Raw genomic sequence first — 18,424 nt, forward strand, 5'->3', positions numbered from 1 at the left:
GATGTAGATTTGCGTAGCAAATCGTAGGTCGCGCGGGCCCGGAAGGCACCGAAGCGAGGGGATCCCGCCACGGGCGGGACTGATGGTGGAGCGCACGGCTTTTGGTTACTTTTGGCCACGACCAAAAGTGACCCGCCGTAAGGGCGGAAAGGTGATTCAGCGCCACCCACGCCAATGGATATGCTCAAACCTCTAAAAGCCAAAACCCAAGCCCAAGCCCAAGCCCAAGCCCACAATCCAACCTCCCACCCCATACCCCAAGTGAATCTAGTCTAGGCTCAAAGAAACCGGTATCGGGCCAAGGACGCGCATGAGTGTCCGGGCCGGTCAACCATTTGGAGTCCTTGGGAGGTGCCCTCATGAGCCTGCTGCTTGAGCCTTACACCCTGCGCCAGCTAACGCTGCCCAACCGCATCGCTGTCTCGCCCATGTGCCAGTATTCCGCCGCTGACGGCCTGGCCAACGACTGGCACCTGGTCCACTTGGGCAGTCGCGCGGTAGGCGGGGCCGGCCTGGTGATCACCGAAGCGGTAGCGGTCACCGCCGATGGCCGCATAACCGCTGAAGACCTCGGCCTCTGGGATGACGTGCAAATCCAGCCCCTACAGCGGATCACTCGGTTTATCACCGCCCAAGGTTCGGTCCCAGGTATCCAGCTGGCCCACGCCGGCCGTAAGGCCAGCACCCACCGACCCTGGCTCGGCAAACATGGCAGCGTAAAACCCGAAGACGGCGGCTGGCAGCCTGTTGGCCCGTCAAAAATTGCCTTCGACCCGGAACACACCTCACCACGGGAGTTGAGCACGGACGAGATCCAGGATGTCGTCGCTGCCTTCGTCAAATCGGCCGAGCGCGCCCTGGCTGCGGGCTTCAAGGTCGTAGAGATCCACGCCGCCCATGGCTATCTGCTGCATCAATTCCTTTCACCGCTGAGTAATCAGCGCCGTGATGAGTACGGCAGTTGCTTTGAAAACCGCATCCGCCTGACCCTGCAAGTCACCGAAGCCGTACGCAAGGTATGGCCGCAAGAGCTGCCGCTGTTCGTCCGGGTTTCGGCCACCGATTGGGTGGAAGACGGTTGGAACCCCGACGAAACCGTGGAGCTGGCGCGCCGACTGCGGGTGATCGGGGTCGACCTGATCGACGTTTCTTCAGGCGGTACCTCGGTCAACGCCGAGATCCCTACCGGCCCCGGCTACCAAACCCGCTTCGCCGAGCGCGTGCGCAAAGAGTCGGAAATCGCCACTGGCACCGTCGGCATGATCACCGAACCCGCCCAGGCCGAGCACATCCTGCGCACCGGCCAGGCTGACGTGATCTTCCTGGCCCGTGAACTGTTGCGCGATCCATACTGGCCGCTGCATGCCGATGACGATCTGGGTGGCAACAAGGCGACTTGGCCTGCGCAATATCAGCGTGCGACCAGCCGGGCGAATCCGATCCATGAGTCGGATCTAAGGGATTAGCAACGCTGCGCAGTGCCTGTGTCATCGCATCGAGTTTCAGCTATACGCTGCTCGGCTGAGGATATCGCTTACCCACTGATTGATGCTCTTTTCCGCCAGCTCGGCCTTAGCTGCCACGCTGGCGTGAAGGGCGGGCTCCAGACGAAGGCTGAGCTTGCCGGAGTAAGCCTTCTGAGGTTCGCGACCCAATCGTTCACAGGTCTCAAGATAATCGTCCACGGCTTCTTCGAATGCATGGCGTAGTTCACTGATCGATTCGCCATGGAAGCCGATCACATCGCGTATGCCGGCGACATGTCCGATCAGTAGTTGGTCTTCGTCGCTGTATTCGATGCGAGCGGCGTAGCCGCGGTAGGTCATGACATTCATGTTATTACTCCTGCCTGCTCAAGGAACTGGCGGGCGCCTCGCAATTGGTAGGGCTTGGCGTGTTTATCGGGATGAGGGCGGTGAAAGGTTGCCACTGCGTCGTTGAGTTCGAAGCGAACTCGAGATCCCCTACCTTCAATGACTTTCGCGCCAAGCGATACCAGAAGTGATTCCAGGCGCACCCATTCCAGAGTTCTGGGAACTGGCTTTTGGAAGACTGCTTCCAGGGTGGTTCGCTGATGATTATTAATGGTATCAGATTATGATACCAGACGCCTGAGCTCAATTAGCTGGGAGTAGGTAAGAGCATCTGCGATCGTAGGAGAGATCCCAAAGTTGGCCGACTGATTTAAGGGGCTCAGTCGGCGCAGCTCTGCGGCTAATGCTTGATCATCACATGCCGCACGCAGGTGTAGTCCTCCAGCCCATACATCGACATGTCCTTGCCATACCCAGAATGCTTCTGCCCGCCATGGGGCATTTCGCTGACGAGCATGAAGTGGGTATTGACCCAGGTGCAGCCATACTGCAAGCGCGCCGCAAAGCGGTGGGCGCGGCCGCTGTCGCGGGTCCAGACTGAAGACGCCAGGCCGTACTCGGAGTCGTTGGCCCACGCCAGCGCCTGGGCCTCATCGCTGAAGCGGGTGACCGAGACCACCGGGCCGAACACTTCCTGGCGCACGATCTCGTCATCCTGCTGGGCATCGGCCAGCACCGTGGGCTCGAAGAAGAAGCCATCCCCAGGCAGCGATTTGCCGCCGGTGACCAGGCGGATGTGCGGCTGGGCAATGGCGCGTTGGACGATGCCGGCCACTTTGTCGCGGTGCAACGCGCTGATCAGTGGGCCAAGCTCGGTGTCGGCGTCTTTCTGCAAGCCTGGCTTGATGCTCGCCACCGCTTGGCCGAGTTGTTCGACGAAGCGCTCATAAATGCCCTCCTGCACATACAGCCGGCACGCGGCAGTGCAATCTTGCCCGGCGTTATAGAAGCCAAAGGTGCGAATGCCTTCGATGGCCGCGTCCAGGTCGGCGTCATCGAAGACGATCACCGGGGCCTTGCCGCCCAGTTCCATGTGCATGCGTTTTACGCTATCGGCAGTAGCGCTGATGATGTGCGCGCCGGTGGGAATAGACCCGGTCAGCGAAACCATCCGCACCCTGGGGTGGGTGACCAGTGGTGTGCCCACGGTCTGGCCACGGCCGAAAAGAATGTTCAGCACCCCTGCGGGCAGGATGTCCTGGGCCAGCTCGCCAAGGCGCAGGGCGGTCAACGGGGTGAGCTCGGAGGGTTTGAGCACCACGCTGTTGCCGGCGGCCAAGGCCGGGGCGATCTTCCAGGCCAGCATCATCAGCGGGTAGTTCCACGGCGCGATCGAGGCGACCACGCCGAGTGGGTCGCGGCGCACCATCGAGGTATGCCCGGGCAGGTATTCGCCTGCGGCCGAGCCGCCCAGGCAGCGGGCGGCGCCAGCAAAGAAGCGGAACACGTCGACGATCGCCGGGATTTCATCATTCAGCGCGGCGGCGAGCGGCTTGCCACAGTTCTGCGATTCAAGACCGGCAAGCTCCTCGCCATGTTGCTCAATGGTATCGGCCAGGGCCAGCAGCGCCAGGGAGCGGTCCTTGGGGCTGGTCTGCGACCAGTCGCTGAAGGCTTTGTCAGCGGCGCGCACGGCGCTGTCGACCTGGGCCTCGGTGGCCTCGTTGATCTGCGCCAGTGCGCTGCCGGTGGCCGGGTCGAGCACGGTCCAGGTCGGGCCTTCGCCCGCTACCAGGCGGCCGTTGATCAGCATGTGGGTTTGCATGGATGAGTCCTCCAAGGTCATTTGCCGCTGCCTGCAACGCTTTCGCCGCCGCGGGTCAGGTAATAGGCGCCGAGGATCGGCAGCATGGTCACCAGCATCACCAGCATGGCGACCACGTTTGTCACCGGCACATCACGCGGGCGGCTGAGTTGGTTGAGCAGCCAGATCGGCAGGGTGCGTTCGTGGCCGGCGGTAAAGGTGGTGACGATGATTTCGTCGAATGACAAGGCAAACGCCAGCATGCCGCCGGCCAACAGCGCCGAGCCGAGGTTGGGCAGGATGATGTAGCGAAAGGTCTGCCAGCCGTCGGCGCCCAGGTCCATCGACGCTTCGATCAGGTTCTGCGAGGTGCGCCGCAGGCGGGCGATGACGTTGTTGTAGACGATCACCACGCAGAAGGTCGCGTGGCCCACCACGATGGTGAAGATGCCCGGCTCGATGCCCAGGCTCTTGAACGCCGAGAGCAGCGCGATACCGGTGATGATCCCGGGCAGGGCGATGGGCAGGATCAGCAGCAGCGAAATGCTTTCTTTGCCAAAGAAGTTGCGTTTGTACAGTGCCGCCGAGGCCAGGGTGCCGAGCACCAGGGCGATGACTGTCGCCAGACAAGCCACTTGCACCGACAGCTTGATCGCCTCGAGCACATCCGGGCGCGAGAATGCCACGGCGAACCACTTCAAGGTGAAGCCGCGTGGCGGGAAGCTGAACGCTGAATCTTCGGTATTGAAGGCGTAGAGCAGGATGATCAGGATCGGAAAATGCAGGAACAGCAATCCACCCCACGCCGCCAGGCGCAGGCTCGGCGAGGCTTTTTCAGAGTGCATCGAAGGCCCCCAGGCGTTTGACCAGAGCCAGGTAGATCGCGATCAGCACGATCGGCACCAGGGTGAAGGCGGCGGCCATCGGCATGTTGCCGATGGCGCCTTGCTGGGCGTAGACCATGCTGCCAATGAAATAGCCCGGCGGGCCGATCAGTTGCGGCACGATGAAGTCGCCCAGGGTCAGTGAGAAGGTAAAGATCGAGCCTGCGGCAATCCCGGGCACCGACAGCGGCAGGATCACTTGGGTAAAGGTTTGTCGCGGCTTGGCGCCCAGATCCGCCGAGGCCTGTAGCAAGGATGGCGGCAGGCGCTCGAGCGAGGCCTGGATCGGCAGGATCATGAATGGCAGCCAGATGTACACGAACACCATGAAGCGGCCTAGGTGTGACGTCGACAGGGTGCTGCCGCCCACCCCAGGCACGCTCAACACCAGCTGCAGCAGGCCATCCAGATGCAGCTGCTGGACAAACCATTGGGCCACTCCGCCCTTGGCCAGCAACAGGGTCCAGGCATAAGTCTTGACGATGTAGCTGGCCCACATCGGCATCATCACCGCGATGTAGAAAAACGCCTTGGTCTTGCCGCTGGTGTAGCGCGCCATGTAGTAGGCGATGGGGAAGGCCAGCACGGCGCTGGCCAGCGACACCGCCACGGCCATGCCCAGGGTGCGCAGGATGATGTCGAGGTTGGCCGGGTTGAACAGCGCGGCGAAGTTGGCCAGGGTCAGATCCGGCGTCACCGCCATGGTGAAGTCGTCGAAGGTGTAGAAACCTTGCCAGAGCAGGTTGAGCAATGAGCCCAGGTAGACGGCGCCGAACCACAGCAGAGGCGGGGTCAACAGCAGCAACAGATACAGGTTGGGCCGTCGATACAGCACATCGGACAAGCGCCGAAGGGCATGTGGATGCTGCTTGTCCAGCGCCAGGTTCATGCTACTGGCCCTCGACGATGACGGTTTCCTTGAGGGCCGTCATCGCCTCCCGTGGCCAACGGGCCTGTACCCGCTGCCCGGTCTGCCAGATCTGTGGATGCTGCTGCCACTGGTCATTGGCCTGGCTCACCGCCAGAAGTTGGCCGTTGTCCAGTTGCACTTCGTAGCGAGTGGCGCTGCCTTGGTACTGGATATCGTGCAGCAGTCCGCTGACCTGCACCTCATGGCTGGCGGCGCTCAGCTCATCCAGGCGAATGTGTTCAGGGCGGATGGAGAAGGGCGTCGGGCTGCCGTTTAGCTGCTCGGCCAGCGCGCCGCGCAGCACGTTGGAGGTGCCGACGAACTCGGCAACGAAGGTGGTCGCCGGTTTCATGTACAGGTTGCGTGGGCTATCCACCTGTTCGATGCGCCCGTGGTTGAACACCGCGACCCGATCGGACATCGACAGCGCTTCGGTCTGGTCGTGGGTGACGAATATGAAGGTAATGCCCAGTTGGCGCTGTAGCTTCTTCAGCTCGCCCTGCATTTGTTCGCGCAACTTCAGATCCAGAGCGCCTAGCGGTTCATCGAGCAGCAGTACCCGCGGGCGATTGACCAGCGCGCGAGCGAGGGCAACGCGCTGGCGCTGGCCGCCAGACAACTGCGCGGGCTTGCGTTGGCCGTAGCCCTCCAGGGCCACCATCGCCAGGGCTTCGTCGGCGCGAGCGTGGCGTTGCTGTTTACCGACGCCTTTGACCTTCAGGCCATAAGCGACGTTGTCGCGCACGTTCATGTGCGGGAACAGCGCATAGTCCTGGAACACGGTGTTGACATCACGCTGATAGGGCGGCACGCCCGCGGCTTCGATGCCATGAATGCGGATCGAGCCGCTACTGGGCTGCTCGAAGCCGGCGATCAGGCGCAGGCAAGTGGTCTTGCCCGAGCCTGAGGGGCCGAGCATGGAGAAAAACTCGCCGTCTTCGATGTCGATGCTGACCTGGTCGACGGCCTTGACCTCAGCGAAGGTTCGCGAGACCTGGGTGAACTGGACGGCTAGTGGCATGGCGACTCCTGACGTCATCAGCACGCGATCCTGGTAGGCGCTGGGAAGCCCGCGCCTACAAGGATCGCTGGTAACGCAAACGCTGCGGCGCGCTAGCGGCCACCCATGATCGCGATGTAGTCCTGGGTCCAGCGGCTATAGGGGACAAATTTGCCGCCGGCAGCCTGCGGGGTCTTCCAGAAGGCAATCTTGTCGAAGTTGTCGAAACCATTGGTCTTGCAGCCTTCGGCGCCGAGCAGTTCACTGCCGGTACAGGCAGCCGGTACTGCCGGCAGCGAGCCGAACCAGGCCGCCACGTCGCCCTGCACCTTGGGTTGCAGTGACCAATCCATCCATTTGTAGGCGCAGTTGGGGTGCTTGGCCTGGCTGTGCAGCATGGTGGTGTCGGCCCAACCAGTGGCGCCTTCCTTGGGAATGGTCGAGGCCACCGGCTGGTTATCGGCTTTCAGGCTGTTGACCATGTAGCCCCAGGAGCTGGATGCGGCCACGCCTTCGTTCTTTACGTCGCTCATCTGCACCGTTGCATCGTGCCAATAGCGGTGCACCAGCGGTTGTTGCTTGCGTAGCAGATCGAGTACCGCCTGGTATTGGCTTTCGTTCAGCTCGTAGGGGTCCTGGATGCCCAGCGCGGGCTGGGTCGATTTCAGGTACAGGGCGGCGTCGGCAATGTAAATCGGCCCATCGTAGGCCTGCACCCGGCCTTTGTTCGGCTTACCATCGGGCAACGCTTGCGGCTCGAACACCACGGCCCAGCTGGTCGGTGGCTGTTTGAACACGTTGGTGTTGTACAGCAGCACGTTCGGCCCCCACTGGTAGGGCGTGCCATAGACCTGCTGGTCGACCACGTACCAGCCGCCGTTCTGCAAGCGTGGGTCCAGATTCTTCCAGTTAGGGATCAGCGCGGTATTGATCGGCTGCACGCGTTTGCCGGCGATCAGCCGCAGCGAAGCATCGCCGGAGGCGGTGACCAGGTCGTAGCCACCTTTAGTCATCAGGCTGACCATCTCATCGGAGGTGGCCGCCGTCTTGACGCTGACCTTGCAGCCGGTGTCCTTCTCGAAACCTGTGACCCAGTCGTAGGCTTTGTCGCTTTCACCACGCTCGATGTAGCCGGGCCAGGCAATGATATCGAGTTGTCCTTCACCGGCACCTACAGCCTTGAGCGGCTCGGCCGCCTGCAGGCTGGCGCTGGCCAGCAGGGCGCTGCTCAGGGCGCTGAGCAATGCGGTCTTGTGCACTGACATGGTGTTCCCTCTTGTTCGGATGTAGGGGCGGGCAGTCATCAAGAAAGCAGTGAAGCGATCGTTATAAGCGTAGTGCGGTTATCGCCGGTGCAGCGGATAGGCGATGTCGAGTCTAGTTGTGTTTTTGCCGGGGTATGCAACATCCGGAAGCAAATCCCCCCGTGGCGAACGGCCAGGCAAGCCTTACTCTGGGCGTTACCTTTCGCACCGTGGAGACTCGCGAATGAACACCCGGGGTTTGCTCGATCAACTGCTCAAGTCCGGCCAGGAACTGCTCGCCAAGCAAGCAGGCAAAGGCACCTCCAGCAAGCCAGGTTTGGGCGCTGGCGGCCTTGGCAGTCTGCTGTCCGGCGCTGGCGGGGGCGCGCTGGCGGGCAGCGCCATGGGCCTGCTGCTGGGCAACAAGAGTGCGCGCAAATATGGCGGCAAAGTCCTCACCTACGGTGGCCTGGCCGCGCTTGGCGTGTTGGCCTACAAGGCCTATGGCAACTGGCAGGCCAACCAGGCCGCCGGCCAACGTCACGAGCCACAAACGCTCGATCGGCTGCCGCCTGCCGAGGTCGAGCAACATAGCCAGGCGGTGCTGCGTGCACTGGTGGCAGCGGCCAAGTCCGACGGCCATATCGACGAGCGCGAGCGCGAGCTGATCGAGGGCGAATTCACCCGCCTCGATAGCGATCGTGAGCTGCAACACTGGCTGCATGCCGAGCTGAACAAACCGCTGGATCCGGCCGAAGTGGCGCGCGCTGCGCAAACCCCGGAAATGGCCGCCGAGATGTACTTGGCCAGCGTGATGATGGTCGACCAGGAAAACTTCATGGAGCGCGCCTACCTGGACGAACTGGCTCGTCAGCTGCGCCTGGATCCGGCTTTGCGCCAGGAGCTGGAGAACCAGGTCAGGCTTGCTGCTGGTCAATAGCTAGGCATTTGGCCATTGTTGCGGGCATGTCAGCCCCAATCCTCTGCAATTGAGCTGCGAACGGCAAACCCGCCTGGGCTATACTTCGGCGATTTTTCCCCGCTCGCACTGAATTCTTGAGGGCTGAATGTGAAGAACTGGACCTTGCGCCAACGGATCCTGGCAAGTTTCGCCGTGATCATCGCCATCATGTTGCTGATGATCGTGGCCGCCTACTCACGCTTGGTGGCGATCTCGACCAGCGAAGAAGCGGTAGGGTCCGACAGCATTCCTGGGGTCTACTACAGCTCGATGATCCGCAGTGCCTGGGTCGACAGCTATGTCACCAGCCAGCAGTTGGTCGGCCTCTCCGATCACCGCGAAGTGACCTCGGCGGATCTGGAGCTGTTCAAGAGCTTCGATGACCGCCTCAAGCAACACATGGCCAGTTACCAATCGACCATTCGCACAGATGATGACCAGGCCAGCTTCAATGAGTTCGTGCGCCTGGAGCAGGACTACATCAAGTCCGTCGACCAGGTACTGGAAACCTACCGGCAGAAAAACTACGCCGAAGCCGAACGCCTGATCGCTGAAGTCCTGACGCCAGCGTGGGTGACTGGGCGCAAACACCTCAACGGGGTGATCGAGCGCAATCGCGAGTCGGCCGACGCTGCCACCAACGAAATCGTCAGCGCCGTGGCCACCGCCAAGGGCAGCATGATCGTTTCGCTGGTGCTGGCAATCATTGCCGCCGGGATCTGCGGCCTGCTGCTGATGCGCGCCATCACCGCCCCGATGCAACGTATCGTCCACGCCCTCGACAAGCTGCGTTCCGGCGACCTGAGCATGCGTCTGAGCCTGGACCGCAAGGACGAATTCGGCGCCATCGAGAGTGGCTTCAATGAAATGGCCGAGGCGCTGGCCAACCTGGTGTCGCAGGCCCAGCGTTCGTCGGTGCAGGTGACTACTTCGGTCACTGAAATCGCCGCCACCTCCAAGCAGCAGCAAGCTACCGCCACCGAGACCGCCGCTACCACGACCGAAATCGGCGCCACGTCCCGGGAAATCGCCGCGACCTCGCGTGACCTGGTACGCACCATGACCGAAGTCACTTCGGCCGCCGACCAGGCGTCGAGCCTGGCTGGCTCCGGCCAGCAAGGCCTGGCGCGGATGGAAGAAACCATGCATCAGGTGATGGGCGCTGCCGACCTGGTCAATGCAAAACTGGCGATCCTCAACGAGAAGGCCAGCAATATCAACCAGGTGGTGGTGACCATCGTCAAGGTCGCCGACCAGACCAACCTGCTGTCGCTCAATGCCGCCATCGAGGCGGAAAAAGCCGGTGAGTACGGCCGTGGTTTCGCCGTGGTCGCCACCGAAGTGCGCCGCCTGGCCGATCAAACCGCCGTAGCCACCTATGACATCGAGCAGATGGTGCGTGAGATCCAGTCGTCGGTCTCGGCCGGGGTCATGGGCATGGATAAGTTCTCCGAAGAAGTACGCCGCGGCATGTTCGAGGTGCAGCAGGTCGGTGAGCAGCTCAGCCAGATCATTCACCAGGTGCAGGCCCTTGCACCGCGGGTGCTGATGGTCAATGACGGCATGCAGGCCCAGGCGACGGGTGCCGAGCAGATCAACCAAGCCCTGGCCCAGCTCAGCGATGCCAGCACGCAGACTGTCGAGTCGTTGCGCCAGGCCAGCTTTGCCATCGATGAGTTGAGCCAGGTGGCCGCCGGGCTGCGTGGCGGTGTGTCGCGCTTCAAAGTCTAACGAGCATGAACGACTTGCACCCCCGCGAGGAACAGGCCGCCAGCGCCAAGGGCGACCTGTACCTGTTGTTTCGCATACAGGACCAACGCTTTGCCCTCGATGTGCGCGAGGTGGTCGAAGTGCTGCCGCGTCGTGCGCTCAAGCCGATTGCCCAGGCGCCGGCCTGGGTCGCGGGCATCCTCACCCATAGAGGCGCGCTGATCCCGGTGATCGACCTCTCGGCCCTGAGCTTTGCCACGCCTGCGCCGCTGCGCACCAGCACGCGGCTGGTAGTGGTGCATTATCGGGCTGATGCCCGGCGTCCTGACCTGCGCCTTGGCCTGATCCTGGAGCAGGCCACCGATACCTTGCGTTGTCAGCCCGACGAGTTCCGCCCCTATGGCCTGGACAACGCCGATGCGCCTTACCTGGGCCCGGTGCGCCAGGACGCCCAAGGCTTGTTACAGCGCATCCAGCTGGATGACCTGTTGTCCGATGACGTGCGTCGGCTGTTGTTTCCTGAGCAGTCAGGGCAGGTGCTGGCATGATCGAGCAGCGGTTTTTCCGGTTCTTGCAGGAGCGCATTGGCCTGGATGTCGAGTCGGTTGGCGCGCCGATGGTCGAGCGCGCCTTGCGCCAGCGCTGCGCGGCCTTGGCGGCAAACGGTCTGGACGATTACTGGGTCCGCTTGCAGCAGTCGGCAGAGGAGCAGCAAGCCCTGATCGAGGCGGTGATCGTTCCGGAAACCTGGTTTTTCCGCTATCCGGAGTCGTTCGCGGCGTTGGTCGGCCTGGCGCATAAGCGCCTGGCTGAACTGGCCGGAGCCAGGCCGCTGCGCATCCTCAGCCTGCCGTGTTCGACCGGTGAAGAGCCTTACTCGATTTCCATGGCGCTGCTCGACAGCGGCATGAGCCCGTCGGCGTTTGGCATTGACGGCCTCGATATCAGCCCCATCTCGGTGGCCAAGGCGCAGCAGGCTGTCTACGGACGAAACTCGTTCCGCGGCAGTGACCTGGCTTTTCGCCAACGGCACTTCACTGAGCGTGACGAGGGCCATCAGCTGGATGAGCGGGTATGTCAGCAGGTTCGCTTGCAGGTGGGCAATGTGCTCGATCCGCAGCTCAAGCGCCGCGAGGGGCAGTACGATTTCGTGTTTTGCCGCAACTTGCTGATCTATTTCGATGTGCCGACCCAGCGTCGGGTGTTTGAGGTGCTCAAGCAATTGACTCATGCCCAGGGCGTCTTGTTTATCGGCCCCGCTGAAGGCAGTTTGCTGGCGCGGCTGGGCATGCGACCCGTGGGTATCGCCCAGTCGTTCGCCTATGTTCGCCAGCAGGAAAGTGCAGCGCTGGCGGTGAGCAAACCGCTGCCGGTTACCCGCGCGCAGCCGGCGCCGTTAGCTGCCCCGCGAGCGCCTGCACCTGCGCCACGGCCGTTGCGTTCGGTAGCTGCGCCCAGCGCTGCGCAGCCTGCGCAAGACAAGGATGATTTACTGGCGGCCATCGCCCGTCAGGCCAACGCTGGCGACAGCGAGCAGGCCCGCGCCAACTGTGCGCGCTACTTGCAGCTATTTGCGCCGACCGCGCAGGTCTATTACTGGCTGGGTTTGCTCAGCGACACCGAGGGCAACAGCCAGGATGCGCTGATCCATTACCGCAAGGCCTTGTACCTTGAGCCGCAGCACCCTGAGGCGTTGATCCATCTGGCGGCCTTGCTGGCCTCGCAAGGGGATATTGCGGGCGCTCGCCGCCTGCAAGAGCGAGCCGCCCGGGTCGGACGGGAGTCTGAACGATGAGTTTTGCCAGCCATATGCCGCTGGTCCGCCAGGACGACGAGCAGATCGACGATTGCTGGAATCGCATTGGCGTGCACGGCACCAAGCAATGCCCGTTGCTGGAGCGGCATATCCATTGCCGTAACTGCGAGGTCTACGCCTCGGCCGCCACCCGTCTGCTCGACCGCTATGCCTTGATGCAAGACGAGCAGGTTGATAGCGCCGCGCCAGTGGTGGAGAACCTCGGCCGCTCACTGCTGCTGTTCCGCCTGGGTGAAGAATGGCTGGCCCTGGCCACGGCGTGCCTGGCGGAAATCGCGCCACTGCAGCCGGTCCACTCCCTGCCGCACCAGCGCTCGCGTGTTTTGCAAGGCGTGGCCAACGTGCGCGGTGCGCTAGTGCCGTGTCTGTCGCTGGCCGATCTGCTGGGCATCGAAGTGCTGCCGGCCCAGGAGCGCAGTGGCCGAGTCATGCCTCGCATGCTGATCCTGGCTGCCGAAGGCGGTTCGGTAGTGGTGCCGGTGGACGAGATCGATGGCATCCATCGCCTGGATGTCGAGCACCTCAACGACGGCCAGGATGCCGCTCACTTCACCGCTGCGGTGCTGCAGTGGCGCGGGCGCAGTGTCAGGGTGCTGGATGCGCAACATCTACTGTCTGCCGTGAAGCGGAGCCTGTCATGACCCCTGAGCAAATGCGCGACGCTTCGCTGCTCGAACTGTTCGCCCTGGAGGCCGAGGCCCAGACTCAGGTGCTCAGTGCCGGCCTGATGGCGCTGGAGCGCAATCCAACCCAGGCCGATCAACTCGAAGCCTGCATGCGCGCTGCCCATTCGCTCAAGGGCGCTGCGCGGATCGTAGGGATCGATGCCGGAGTCAGCGTTGCCCACGTCATGGAAGATTGCCTGGTGGCCGCCCAGGAAGGCCGCCTGCGCCTACGCCCGGAGCACATCGACGCGCTGCTCAAAGGCACCGACCTGCTATTGCACATCGCCACGCCCGGCGATCCTGCCGGTGAGGCGGCGGTGCCGGGTTTCCTGGTGCAAATGGCGATGTTGCTCGATCCAAACGCGGCGCTTACCCACGTCAGTGCACCCGTTGCGCCTGCGCCTACGCCTGCCGAGCCGGTTGCTGCACCGTCGCCGCCCATCGAGCCAGCCGTGCTCGCCGCCGAACCGCTAGGCGATGACGCCACTGCGCGTAGAGCCGGCAAGCGCGCTAGCGAAGGCAGCGAGCGGGTACTGCGGGTCACCGCCGATCGATTGAACAGCCTGCTCGACCTGTCGAGCAAATCGCTGGTGGAAACTCAGCGTCTGAAACCTTATTTAGCCAGCCTGCAGCGCCTCAAGCGCATGCATGGCCAGGGTATGCGCGCCCTCGATGGCTTGAAGGCCGAGCTCGAAGGCAGTGGCCAGAGCCCGGAAGTGCTCGACGCCTTGGCACAAACCCAGCGCCTGCTGGGCGAGACCCAGCAGATCCTGCAGCAGCAGGCCGCCGAGCTGGATGAGTTCGGCTGGCAGGCCAGCCAGCGTGCGCAGAACCTGTACGACACGGCGCTGGCCTGCCGCATGCGCCCCTTCGCCGATGTGCTGGCCGGGCAGAGCCGCATGGTCCGTGACCTTGGTCGTTCGCTGGGCAAGCAGGTGCAGTTGCAGATCGAAGGCGAGAAGACCCAGGTCGACCGCGACGTGCTGGAAAAACTCGAAGCCCCGCTGACCCACCTGCTGCGTAACGCCGTCGACCACGGTATCGAGTTGCCAGAACGGCGCCTGCTGGCCGGCAAGCCGGGCGACGGTGTGATTCGCTTGCGCGCCTCGCACCAGGCCGGGTTGTTGATTGTTGAAATCAGCGACGACGGCGCAGGTATCGACCTGGAGCGCTTGCGCCAGAGTATCGTCGAGCGCGCCCTGTCGCCGGTCGAGACGGTGGCGCAGATGAGCGAGGCCGAACTGCTGACCTTCCTGTTCCTGCCCGGTTTCAGCCTGCGCGACAAGGTCACCGAAGTCTCCGGGCGCGGGGTCGGCCTGGACGCTGTGCAGCACATGGTTCGCGAGCTGCGTGGCTCGATCGAACTGACCCAGGTCGCTGGGCAAGGTTGCTGTTTCCACCTCGAAGTGCCGCTGACCCTGTCGGTGGTACGCAGCCTGGTGGTCGAGGTCGGCGGCGAGGCCTATGCGTTCCCGCTGGCGCATATCGAACGTACCCTGGATGTGCCCAGCGAAGCCATTGTGCAGATCGAAGGCCGACAGCACTTCTGGCACGAACAGCGCCATATTGGCCTGGTTGCGGCCAGTCAGTTGCTCAACCGCCCGGCAGGGCAGGGTGAGCAGGGCAGCATCCGCGTGGTGGTGATCCGCGAGCGTGACCAGCTGTATGGCGTGGCAGTGGAGCGGCTGATCGGTGAACGGGTGCTGGTAGTGATGCCGCTCGACCCGCGCCTGGGCAAGATCCAGGACATTTCCGCTGGCGCCTTGCTCGACGACGGCTCGGTGGTGCTGATCGTCGATGTCGAGGATCTGCTGCGCTCGGTGGAAAAGCTGCTCACCACGGGCCGTCTGGAACGTATCGAGCGTGGCGGCCAGCCGCTCAAAGGGGCGGCCCGCAAGCGCGTGCTGGTGGTCGACGACTCGCTGACCGTGCGTGAGCTGCAACGCAAGCTGCTGGGTAATCGCGGTTATGACGTGGCCGTTGCTGTCGATGGCATGGACGGCTGGAACGCGCTGCGCGGGGAGGACTTCGACCTGTTGATCACCGACATCGACATGCCGCGCATGGATGGCATCGAGCTGGTGACCCTGGTACGCCGCGACCAGCGCCTGCAATCGCTGCCGGTCATGGTGGTGTCCTACAAGGACCGCGAAGAAGATCGCCGGCGTGGACTGGATGCCGGGGCCGACTACTATTTGGCAAAGGCCAGTTTCCATGACGATGCTCTGCTGGACGCAGTGGTCGAGTTGATCGGAGGTGCACAGGGATGAAGATCGCCATCGTCAACGACATGCCCATGGCCGTAGAGGCCTTGCGCCGGGCATTGGCCTTTGAGCCCGCGCATCAGGTGATCTGGGTCGCGGCCAATGGCGCAGAAGCCGTGCAGCGCTGCGCCGAGCAGACCCCAGACCTGATTCTGATGGACCTGATCATGCCGGTGATGGACGGGGTCGAGGCGACTCGACGGATCATGGCCGAAACGCCGTGTGCCATTGTCATCGTCACGGTCGATCGCAAGCAGAACGTACACCGGGTGTTCGAAGCCATGGGCCACGGCGCCCTGGATGTGGTCGACACCCCGGCCTTGGGCGCAGGCGATGCCCGCGAGGCGGCCGCGCCACTATTACGCAAGATTCTCAATATTGGCTGGCTGATCGGCCAACAACGGGCCAGTACGCCACGGCCGGTCGCCGCGCCGCTGCGCGAGGCGTCCCAACGGCTGGGGCTGGTTGCGATCGGCTCGTCGGCGGGTGGCCCGGCTGCCCTGGAGATATTGCTCAAGGGCCTGCCGAAGAACTTCCCCGCGGCGATCGTGCTGGTCCAGCATGTCGATCAGGTGTTCGCCGCAGGCATGGCCGAATGGCTCAGCAGCGCCTCCGGGCTGGTGGTGCGCCTGGCTCGCGAGGGCGAACCGCCACAGCCTGGGCAGGTGCTGTTGGCCGGCACCAATCACCATATCCGCCTGATGAAGGGCGGCCAGTTGGCCTACACTGCCGACCCAGTGGACGAAATCTACCGGCCTTCGATCGATGTGTTCTTTGAAAGTGTGGCCCGTTACTGGAGTGGCGATGCCGTCGGCGTGCTGCTCACCGGCATGGGCCGCGACGGTGCCCAAGGCCTTAAAATGATGCGCCAGCAAGGTTTTCTCACCATCGCCCAGGACCAGCAGAGCAGCGCGGTGTACGGCATGCCCAAGGCGGCTGCGGCGATCGACGCTGCGGTAGAGATCCGACCTCTGGAGCGGATTGCCGGGCGACTGATGGAAATTTTTTCGAAATGACGATATGTATTGAACCACGCCGCCTGGCCGGCAGTGACCTGGTGAATAGGCATGAATGATCTACCGATCGAAGGTTTCACGACCAGCAACGAGAATTCGGCGATGGTCCTGCTGGTCGACGATCAGGCGATGATCGGTGAAGCGGTACGCCGTGGCCTGGCCCATGAAGAGAACATCGACTTTCACTTCTGCGCCGACCCGCATCAGGCTGTGGCCCAAGCGATGCGCATCAAGCCGACGGTGATTCTCCAGGACCTGATCATGCCGGGCCTGGATGGCCTGACCCTGGTGCGCGAGTACCGTAATAACCCGGCCACCCAGGACATTCCAATCATCGTCCTGTCGACCAAGGAAGATCCCCTGGTCAAGAGTGCAGCATTCGCCGCCGGCGCCAACGATTACCTGGTCAAGCTGCCCGATACCATCGAGTTGGTGGCGCGGATTCGCTATCACTCGCGCTCGTACCTGACCCTGTTGCAGCGCGACGAGGCCTATCGGGCCCTGCGCGTCAGCCAGCAACAACTGCTCGACACCAATTTGATGCTGCAGCGGCTGATGAACTCCGATGGCCTGACCGGGCTGTCCAACCGCCGCCATTTCGACGAATACCTGGAGCTTGAGTGGCGTCGGGCGATGCGCGAGCAGCAGCAGATATCGCTGCTGATGATCGACGTCGACTACTTCAAGCTCTACAACGACAGTTTCGGCCATTTGGCCGGAGACGAAGCTCTGCGCCAGGTGGCCGAGGCTATTCGTGGCTCGTGCTCGCGACCGACCGATCTGCCGGCGCGCTATGGCGGCGAGGAGTTCGCCCTGGTGCTACCCAATACTTCCCCAGGCGGCGCGCGGCTGATTGCCGAGAAGCTGCGTCAGACCGTGCATGGCCTGAATATTCCCCATTGCGCCCCTGAAACTGACGCGCGCCTGACTGTCAGCATCGGCCTGGCGACCCTGACCCCGAGCATTGGCAGTCATTGCCGGCAGTTGATCTCGGCGGCGGACAAGGGCTTGTATCTGGCCAAGAACAGTGGGCGCAATCAGGTCGGCATCGCCTGATTGCCCCACGATTGGGCCAGCACGTGCAACCTGGGCTGGAAAAAACCGGCACGCAAGCCAAACCCACCGCCCGGCGGGTCTGCCGCCATGGGACAGACTCGTTTATACTCACCGGCTTTTCACCGAATTCGCGCGAGTAGCCTGCCCATGGAAATCCAACCGATCCTGAACACCATCAAGGACCTCACCGAGCGTTCCCAGTCTATTCGGGGGTATCTTTGACTACGATCACAAAGCTGATCGCCTGATCGAAGTCAACCGCGAGCTGGAAGACCCGGCCGTCTGGAACAAGCCCGAGTACGCCCAGGCCCTGGGCCGCGAGCGTGCCATGCTGGCGCAGGTGGTCGAGACCCTGGACAAGATGTCCAACGGCCTGGCCGACTGCCAGGACCTGCTCGACATGGCCGTCGAGGAAAATGACGAAGGCGCCGTGAGCGACGTCGTGACCGAGCTGCAAGGCCTGGAAGAAAGCCTGGCCCAGCTTGAGTTCCGTCGCATGTTCAGCGGTGAGATGGACATGAACAACGCCTACCTGGACATCCAGGCAGGCTCCGGCGGTACCGAAGCGCAGGACTGGGCCAACATCCTCCTGCGCATGTACCTGCGCTGGGCCGACAAGCGCGGTTTCGACGCCACCATCATCGAGCTGTCCGAAGGCGAAGTCGCCGGCATCAAAGGTGCCACCGTGCATATCAAGGGCGAGTACGCCTTCGGCTGGCTGCGCACCGAAATCGGCGTTCACCGTCTGGTGCGCAAGAGCCCGTTCGACTCCGGCGCCCGTCGGCACACCTCGTTCTCGGCGGTGTTCGTCTCGCCTGAGATCGATGACAAGGTCGAGATCGAGATCAACCCGTCCGATCTGCGTATCGACACCTACCGCTCCTCCGGTGCCGGCGGTCAGCACGTGAACACCACCGACTCGGCGGTGCGTATCACCCACGTGCCGACCAACACTGTGGTGGCCTGTCAGAACGAACGTTCCCAGCACGCCAACAAGGACACCGCCATGAAAATGCTGCGGGCCAAGTTGTACGAGCTGGAGATGCAAAAGCGCAATGCCGCCTCGCAGGCGCTGGAAGACAGCAAGTCGGACATCGGCTGGGGCCACCAGATCCGCTCCTATGTACTCGATGACTCGCGTATCAAGGACCTGCGTACCGGCGTCGAGCGCAGCGACTGCAACAAGGTCCTCGACGGCGACATCGACCAGTACCTGGAAGCGAGCCTGAAGCAGGGGCTGTAAGCCACACCACCGCCGCGATGCCCGGCCGCCTGCCGGC

Annotated in this window: 17 protein-coding genes; 10 read left to right on the forward strand and 7 right to left on the reverse strand. The window is 63.0% G+C overall.

The annotated features are described in order from the left end of the window. Window positions 1–359 precede the first annotated feature (359 nt). Window positions 360–1,466, forward strand: coding sequence for an NADH:flavin oxidoreductase/NADH oxidase (locus ACF8K2_RS15490; protein ID WP_312152149.1), 1,107 nt, complete (start codon window positions 360–362; stop codon window positions 1,464–1,466). A gap of 36 nt (window positions 1,467–1,502) precedes the next feature. Here ACF8K2_RS15490 and ACF8K2_RS15495 read toward each other — a convergent pair whose 3' ends face one another. From ACF8K2_RS15495 to ydcS, 7 genes are all read right to left on the reverse strand, one after another. Then, a complete protein-coding gene (locus tag ACF8K2_RS15495; protein WP_392465771.1) occupies window positions 1,503–1,835 on the reverse strand; it encodes a type II toxin-antitoxin system HicB family antitoxin in 333 nt (110 codons plus the stop codon). Further along, the gene (locus tag ACF8K2_RS15500) at window positions 1,832–2,086 is read right to left on the reverse strand and encodes a type II toxin-antitoxin system HicA family toxin (RefSeq protein WP_392465884.1); all 255 of its coding nucleotides are present in this window, start codon (window positions 2,084–2,086) and stop codon (window positions 1,832–1,834) included. The genes ACF8K2_RS15495 and ACF8K2_RS15500 overlap by 4 nt, the downstream gene beginning before the upstream one ends. 128 nt (window positions 2,087–2,214) lie before the next feature. Then, window positions 2,215–3,639 carry a gamma-aminobutyraldehyde dehydrogenase gene (locus ACF8K2_RS15505; protein ID WP_392465773.1) on the reverse strand — a complete coding sequence of 475 codons (1,425 nt, stop codon included), beginning with the start codon at window positions 3,637–3,639 and terminating at the stop codon, window positions 2,215–2,217. 17 nt (window positions 3,640–3,656) lie between these two features. Beyond that, complete coding sequence (locus ACF8K2_RS15510; RefSeq protein WP_392465777.1) at window positions 3,657–4,463, reverse strand: ABC transporter permease; 807 nt, start codon at window positions 4,461–4,463, stop codon at window positions 3,657–3,659. After that, entirely contained in the window at window positions 4,453–5,391 is a 939-nt protein-coding gene (locus tag ACF8K2_RS15515) for an ABC transporter permease (protein ID WP_264236066.1), read from the reverse strand. Before ACF8K2_RS15515 ends, ACF8K2_RS15510 begins: the two co-directional genes overlap by 11 nt. 1 nt (window position 5,392) lies before the next feature. Further along, the gene (locus tag ACF8K2_RS15520; RefSeq protein WP_392465781.1) at window positions 5,393–6,433 is read right to left on the reverse strand and encodes an ABC transporter ATP-binding protein; all 1,041 of its coding nucleotides are present in this window, start codon (window positions 6,431–6,433) and stop codon (window positions 5,393–5,395) included. A gap of 92 nt (window positions 6,434–6,525) precedes the next feature. Next, window positions 6,526–7,677 (reverse strand): putative ABC transporter substrate-binding protein YdcS, encoded by a 1,152-nt coding sequence (ydcS, locus tag ACF8K2_RS15525; protein WP_392465783.1) that lies wholly within the window; start codon window positions 7,675–7,677, stop codon window positions 6,526–6,528. 223 nt (window positions 7,678–7,900) lie between these two features. Here ydcS and ACF8K2_RS15530 point away from each other — a divergent pair, with 223 nt between their 5' ends. The 9 genes from ACF8K2_RS15530 to prfB all read left to right on the forward strand — a co-directional run bounded on the left by ACF8K2_RS15530 (window position 7,901) and on the right by prfB (window position 18,387). After that, window positions 7,901–8,596 carry a tellurite resistance TerB family protein gene (locus ACF8K2_RS15530; RefSeq protein ID WP_392465786.1) on the forward strand — a complete coding sequence of 232 codons (696 nt, stop codon included), beginning with the start codon at window positions 7,901–7,903 and terminating at the stop codon, window positions 8,594–8,596. A 129-nt stretch (window positions 8,597–8,725) separates the two neighbouring features. Continuing rightward, a complete protein-coding gene (locus ACF8K2_RS15535) occupies window positions 8,726–10,348 on the forward strand; it encodes a methyl-accepting chemotaxis protein (protein ID WP_186555471.1) in 1,623 nt (540 codons plus the stop codon). A 5-nt stretch (window positions 10,349–10,353) separates the two neighbouring features. Next, complete coding sequence (locus ACF8K2_RS15540; RefSeq protein WP_392465790.1) at window positions 10,354–10,875, forward strand: chemotaxis protein CheW; 522 nt, start codon at window positions 10,354–10,356, stop codon at window positions 10,873–10,875. Further along, the gene (locus tag ACF8K2_RS15545; protein ID WP_186555469.1) at window positions 10,872–12,122 is read left to right on the forward strand and encodes a protein-glutamate O-methyltransferase CheR; all 1,251 of its coding nucleotides are present in this window, start codon (window positions 10,872–10,874) and stop codon (window positions 12,120–12,122) included. Before ACF8K2_RS15540 ends, ACF8K2_RS15545 begins: the two co-directional genes overlap by 4 nt. Then, complete coding sequence (locus ACF8K2_RS15550) at window positions 12,119–12,784, forward strand: chemotaxis protein CheW (protein WP_186555468.1); 666 nt, start codon at window positions 12,119–12,121, stop codon at window positions 12,782–12,784. Before ACF8K2_RS15545 ends, ACF8K2_RS15550 begins: the two co-directional genes overlap by 4 nt. Next, window positions 12,781–15,078, forward strand: coding sequence for a hybrid sensor histidine kinase/response regulator (locus ACF8K2_RS15555; protein ID WP_392465796.1), 2,298 nt, complete (start codon window positions 12,781–12,783; stop codon window positions 15,076–15,078). The genes ACF8K2_RS15550 and ACF8K2_RS15555 overlap by 4 nt, the downstream gene beginning before the upstream one ends. Beyond that, window positions 15,075–16,088 (forward strand): chemotaxis response regulator protein-glutamate methylesterase, encoded by a 1,014-nt coding sequence (locus ACF8K2_RS15560; RefSeq protein ID WP_392465798.1) that lies wholly within the window; start codon window positions 15,075–15,077, stop codon window positions 16,086–16,088. The genes ACF8K2_RS15555 and ACF8K2_RS15560 overlap by 4 nt, the downstream gene beginning before the upstream one ends. Before the next feature lie 51 nt (window positions 16,089–16,139). After that, window positions 16,140–17,144, forward strand: a complete 1,005-nt coding sequence (gene wspR / locus ACF8K2_RS15565; protein ID WP_186555465.1) for a Wsp signal transduction system regulator diguanylate cyclase WspR — start codon at window positions 16,140–16,142, stop codon at window positions 17,142–17,144. A gap of 147 nt (window positions 17,145–17,291) precedes the next feature. Further along, window positions 17,292–18,387, forward strand: a protein-coding gene (gene prfB, locus ACF8K2_RS15570) for a peptide chain release factor 2 (protein WP_368973152.1) whose coding sequence is annotated in 2 segments (ribosomal slippage) — window positions 17,292–17,363 and window positions 17,365–18,387 — 1,095 coding nt in all. Because the reading frame shifts where the segments join, the coding sequence is not laid out codon by codon here. Window positions 18,388–18,424: the final 37 nt, after the last annotated feature.

This window comes from Pseudomonas sp. xss_2, from assembly GCF_043104195.1.
Lineage (GTDB): Bacteria > Pseudomonadota > Gammaproteobacteria > Pseudomonadales > Pseudomonadaceae > Aquipseudomonas > Aquipseudomonas urmiensis.

Bases quoted from the DNA above. Each gene is read 5' to 3' on its own strand.
- ACF8K2_RS15490 (WP_312152149.1), top strand. From the start codon at position 360: ATGAGCCTGCTGCTTGAGCCTTACACCCTGCGCCAGCTAACGCTGCCC.
- ACF8K2_RS15495 (WP_392465771.1), bottom strand. From the start codon at position 1,835: ATGAATGTCATGACCTACCGCGGCTACGCCGCTCGCATCGAATACAGC.
- ACF8K2_RS15505 (WP_392465773.1), bottom strand. From the start codon at position 3,639: ATGCAAACCCACATGCTGATCAACGGCCGCCTGGTAGCGGGCGAAGGC.
- ACF8K2_RS15510 (WP_392465777.1), bottom strand. From the start codon at position 4,463: ATGCACTCTGAAAAAGCCTCGCCGAGCCTGCGCCTGGCGGCGTGGGGT.
- ACF8K2_RS15515 (WP_264236066.1), bottom strand. From the start codon at position 5,391: ATGAACCTGGCGCTGGACAAGCAGCATCCACATGCCCTTCGGCGCTTG.
- ACF8K2_RS15520 (WP_392465781.1), bottom strand. From the start codon at position 6,433: ATGCCACTAGCCGTCCAGTTCACCCAGGTCTCGCGAACCTTCGCTGAG.
- ydcS (WP_392465783.1), bottom strand. From the start codon at position 7,677: ATGTCAGTGCACAAGACCGCATTGCTCAGCGCCCTGAGCAGCGCCCTG.
- ACF8K2_RS15530 (WP_392465786.1), top strand. From the start codon at position 7,901: ATGAACACCCGGGGTTTGCTCGATCAACTGCTCAAGTCCGGCCAGGAA.
- ACF8K2_RS15540 (WP_392465790.1), top strand. From the start codon at position 10,354: ATGAACGACTTGCACCCCCGCGAGGAACAGGCCGCCAGCGCCAAGGGC.
- ACF8K2_RS15545 (WP_186555469.1), top strand. From the start codon at position 10,872: ATGATCGAGCAGCGGTTTTTCCGGTTCTTGCAGGAGCGCATTGGCCTG.
- ACF8K2_RS15550 (WP_186555468.1), top strand. From the start codon at position 12,119: ATGAGTTTTGCCAGCCATATGCCGCTGGTCCGCCAGGACGACGAGCAG.
- ACF8K2_RS15555 (WP_392465796.1), top strand. From the start codon at position 12,781: ATGACCCCTGAGCAAATGCGCGACGCTTCGCTGCTCGAACTGTTCGCC.
- ACF8K2_RS15560 (WP_392465798.1), top strand. From the start codon at position 15,075: ATGAAGATCGCCATCGTCAACGACATGCCCATGGCCGTAGAGGCCTTG.
- wspR (WP_186555465.1), top strand. From the start codon at position 16,140: ATGAATGATCTACCGATCGAAGGTTTCACGACCAGCAACGAGAATTCG.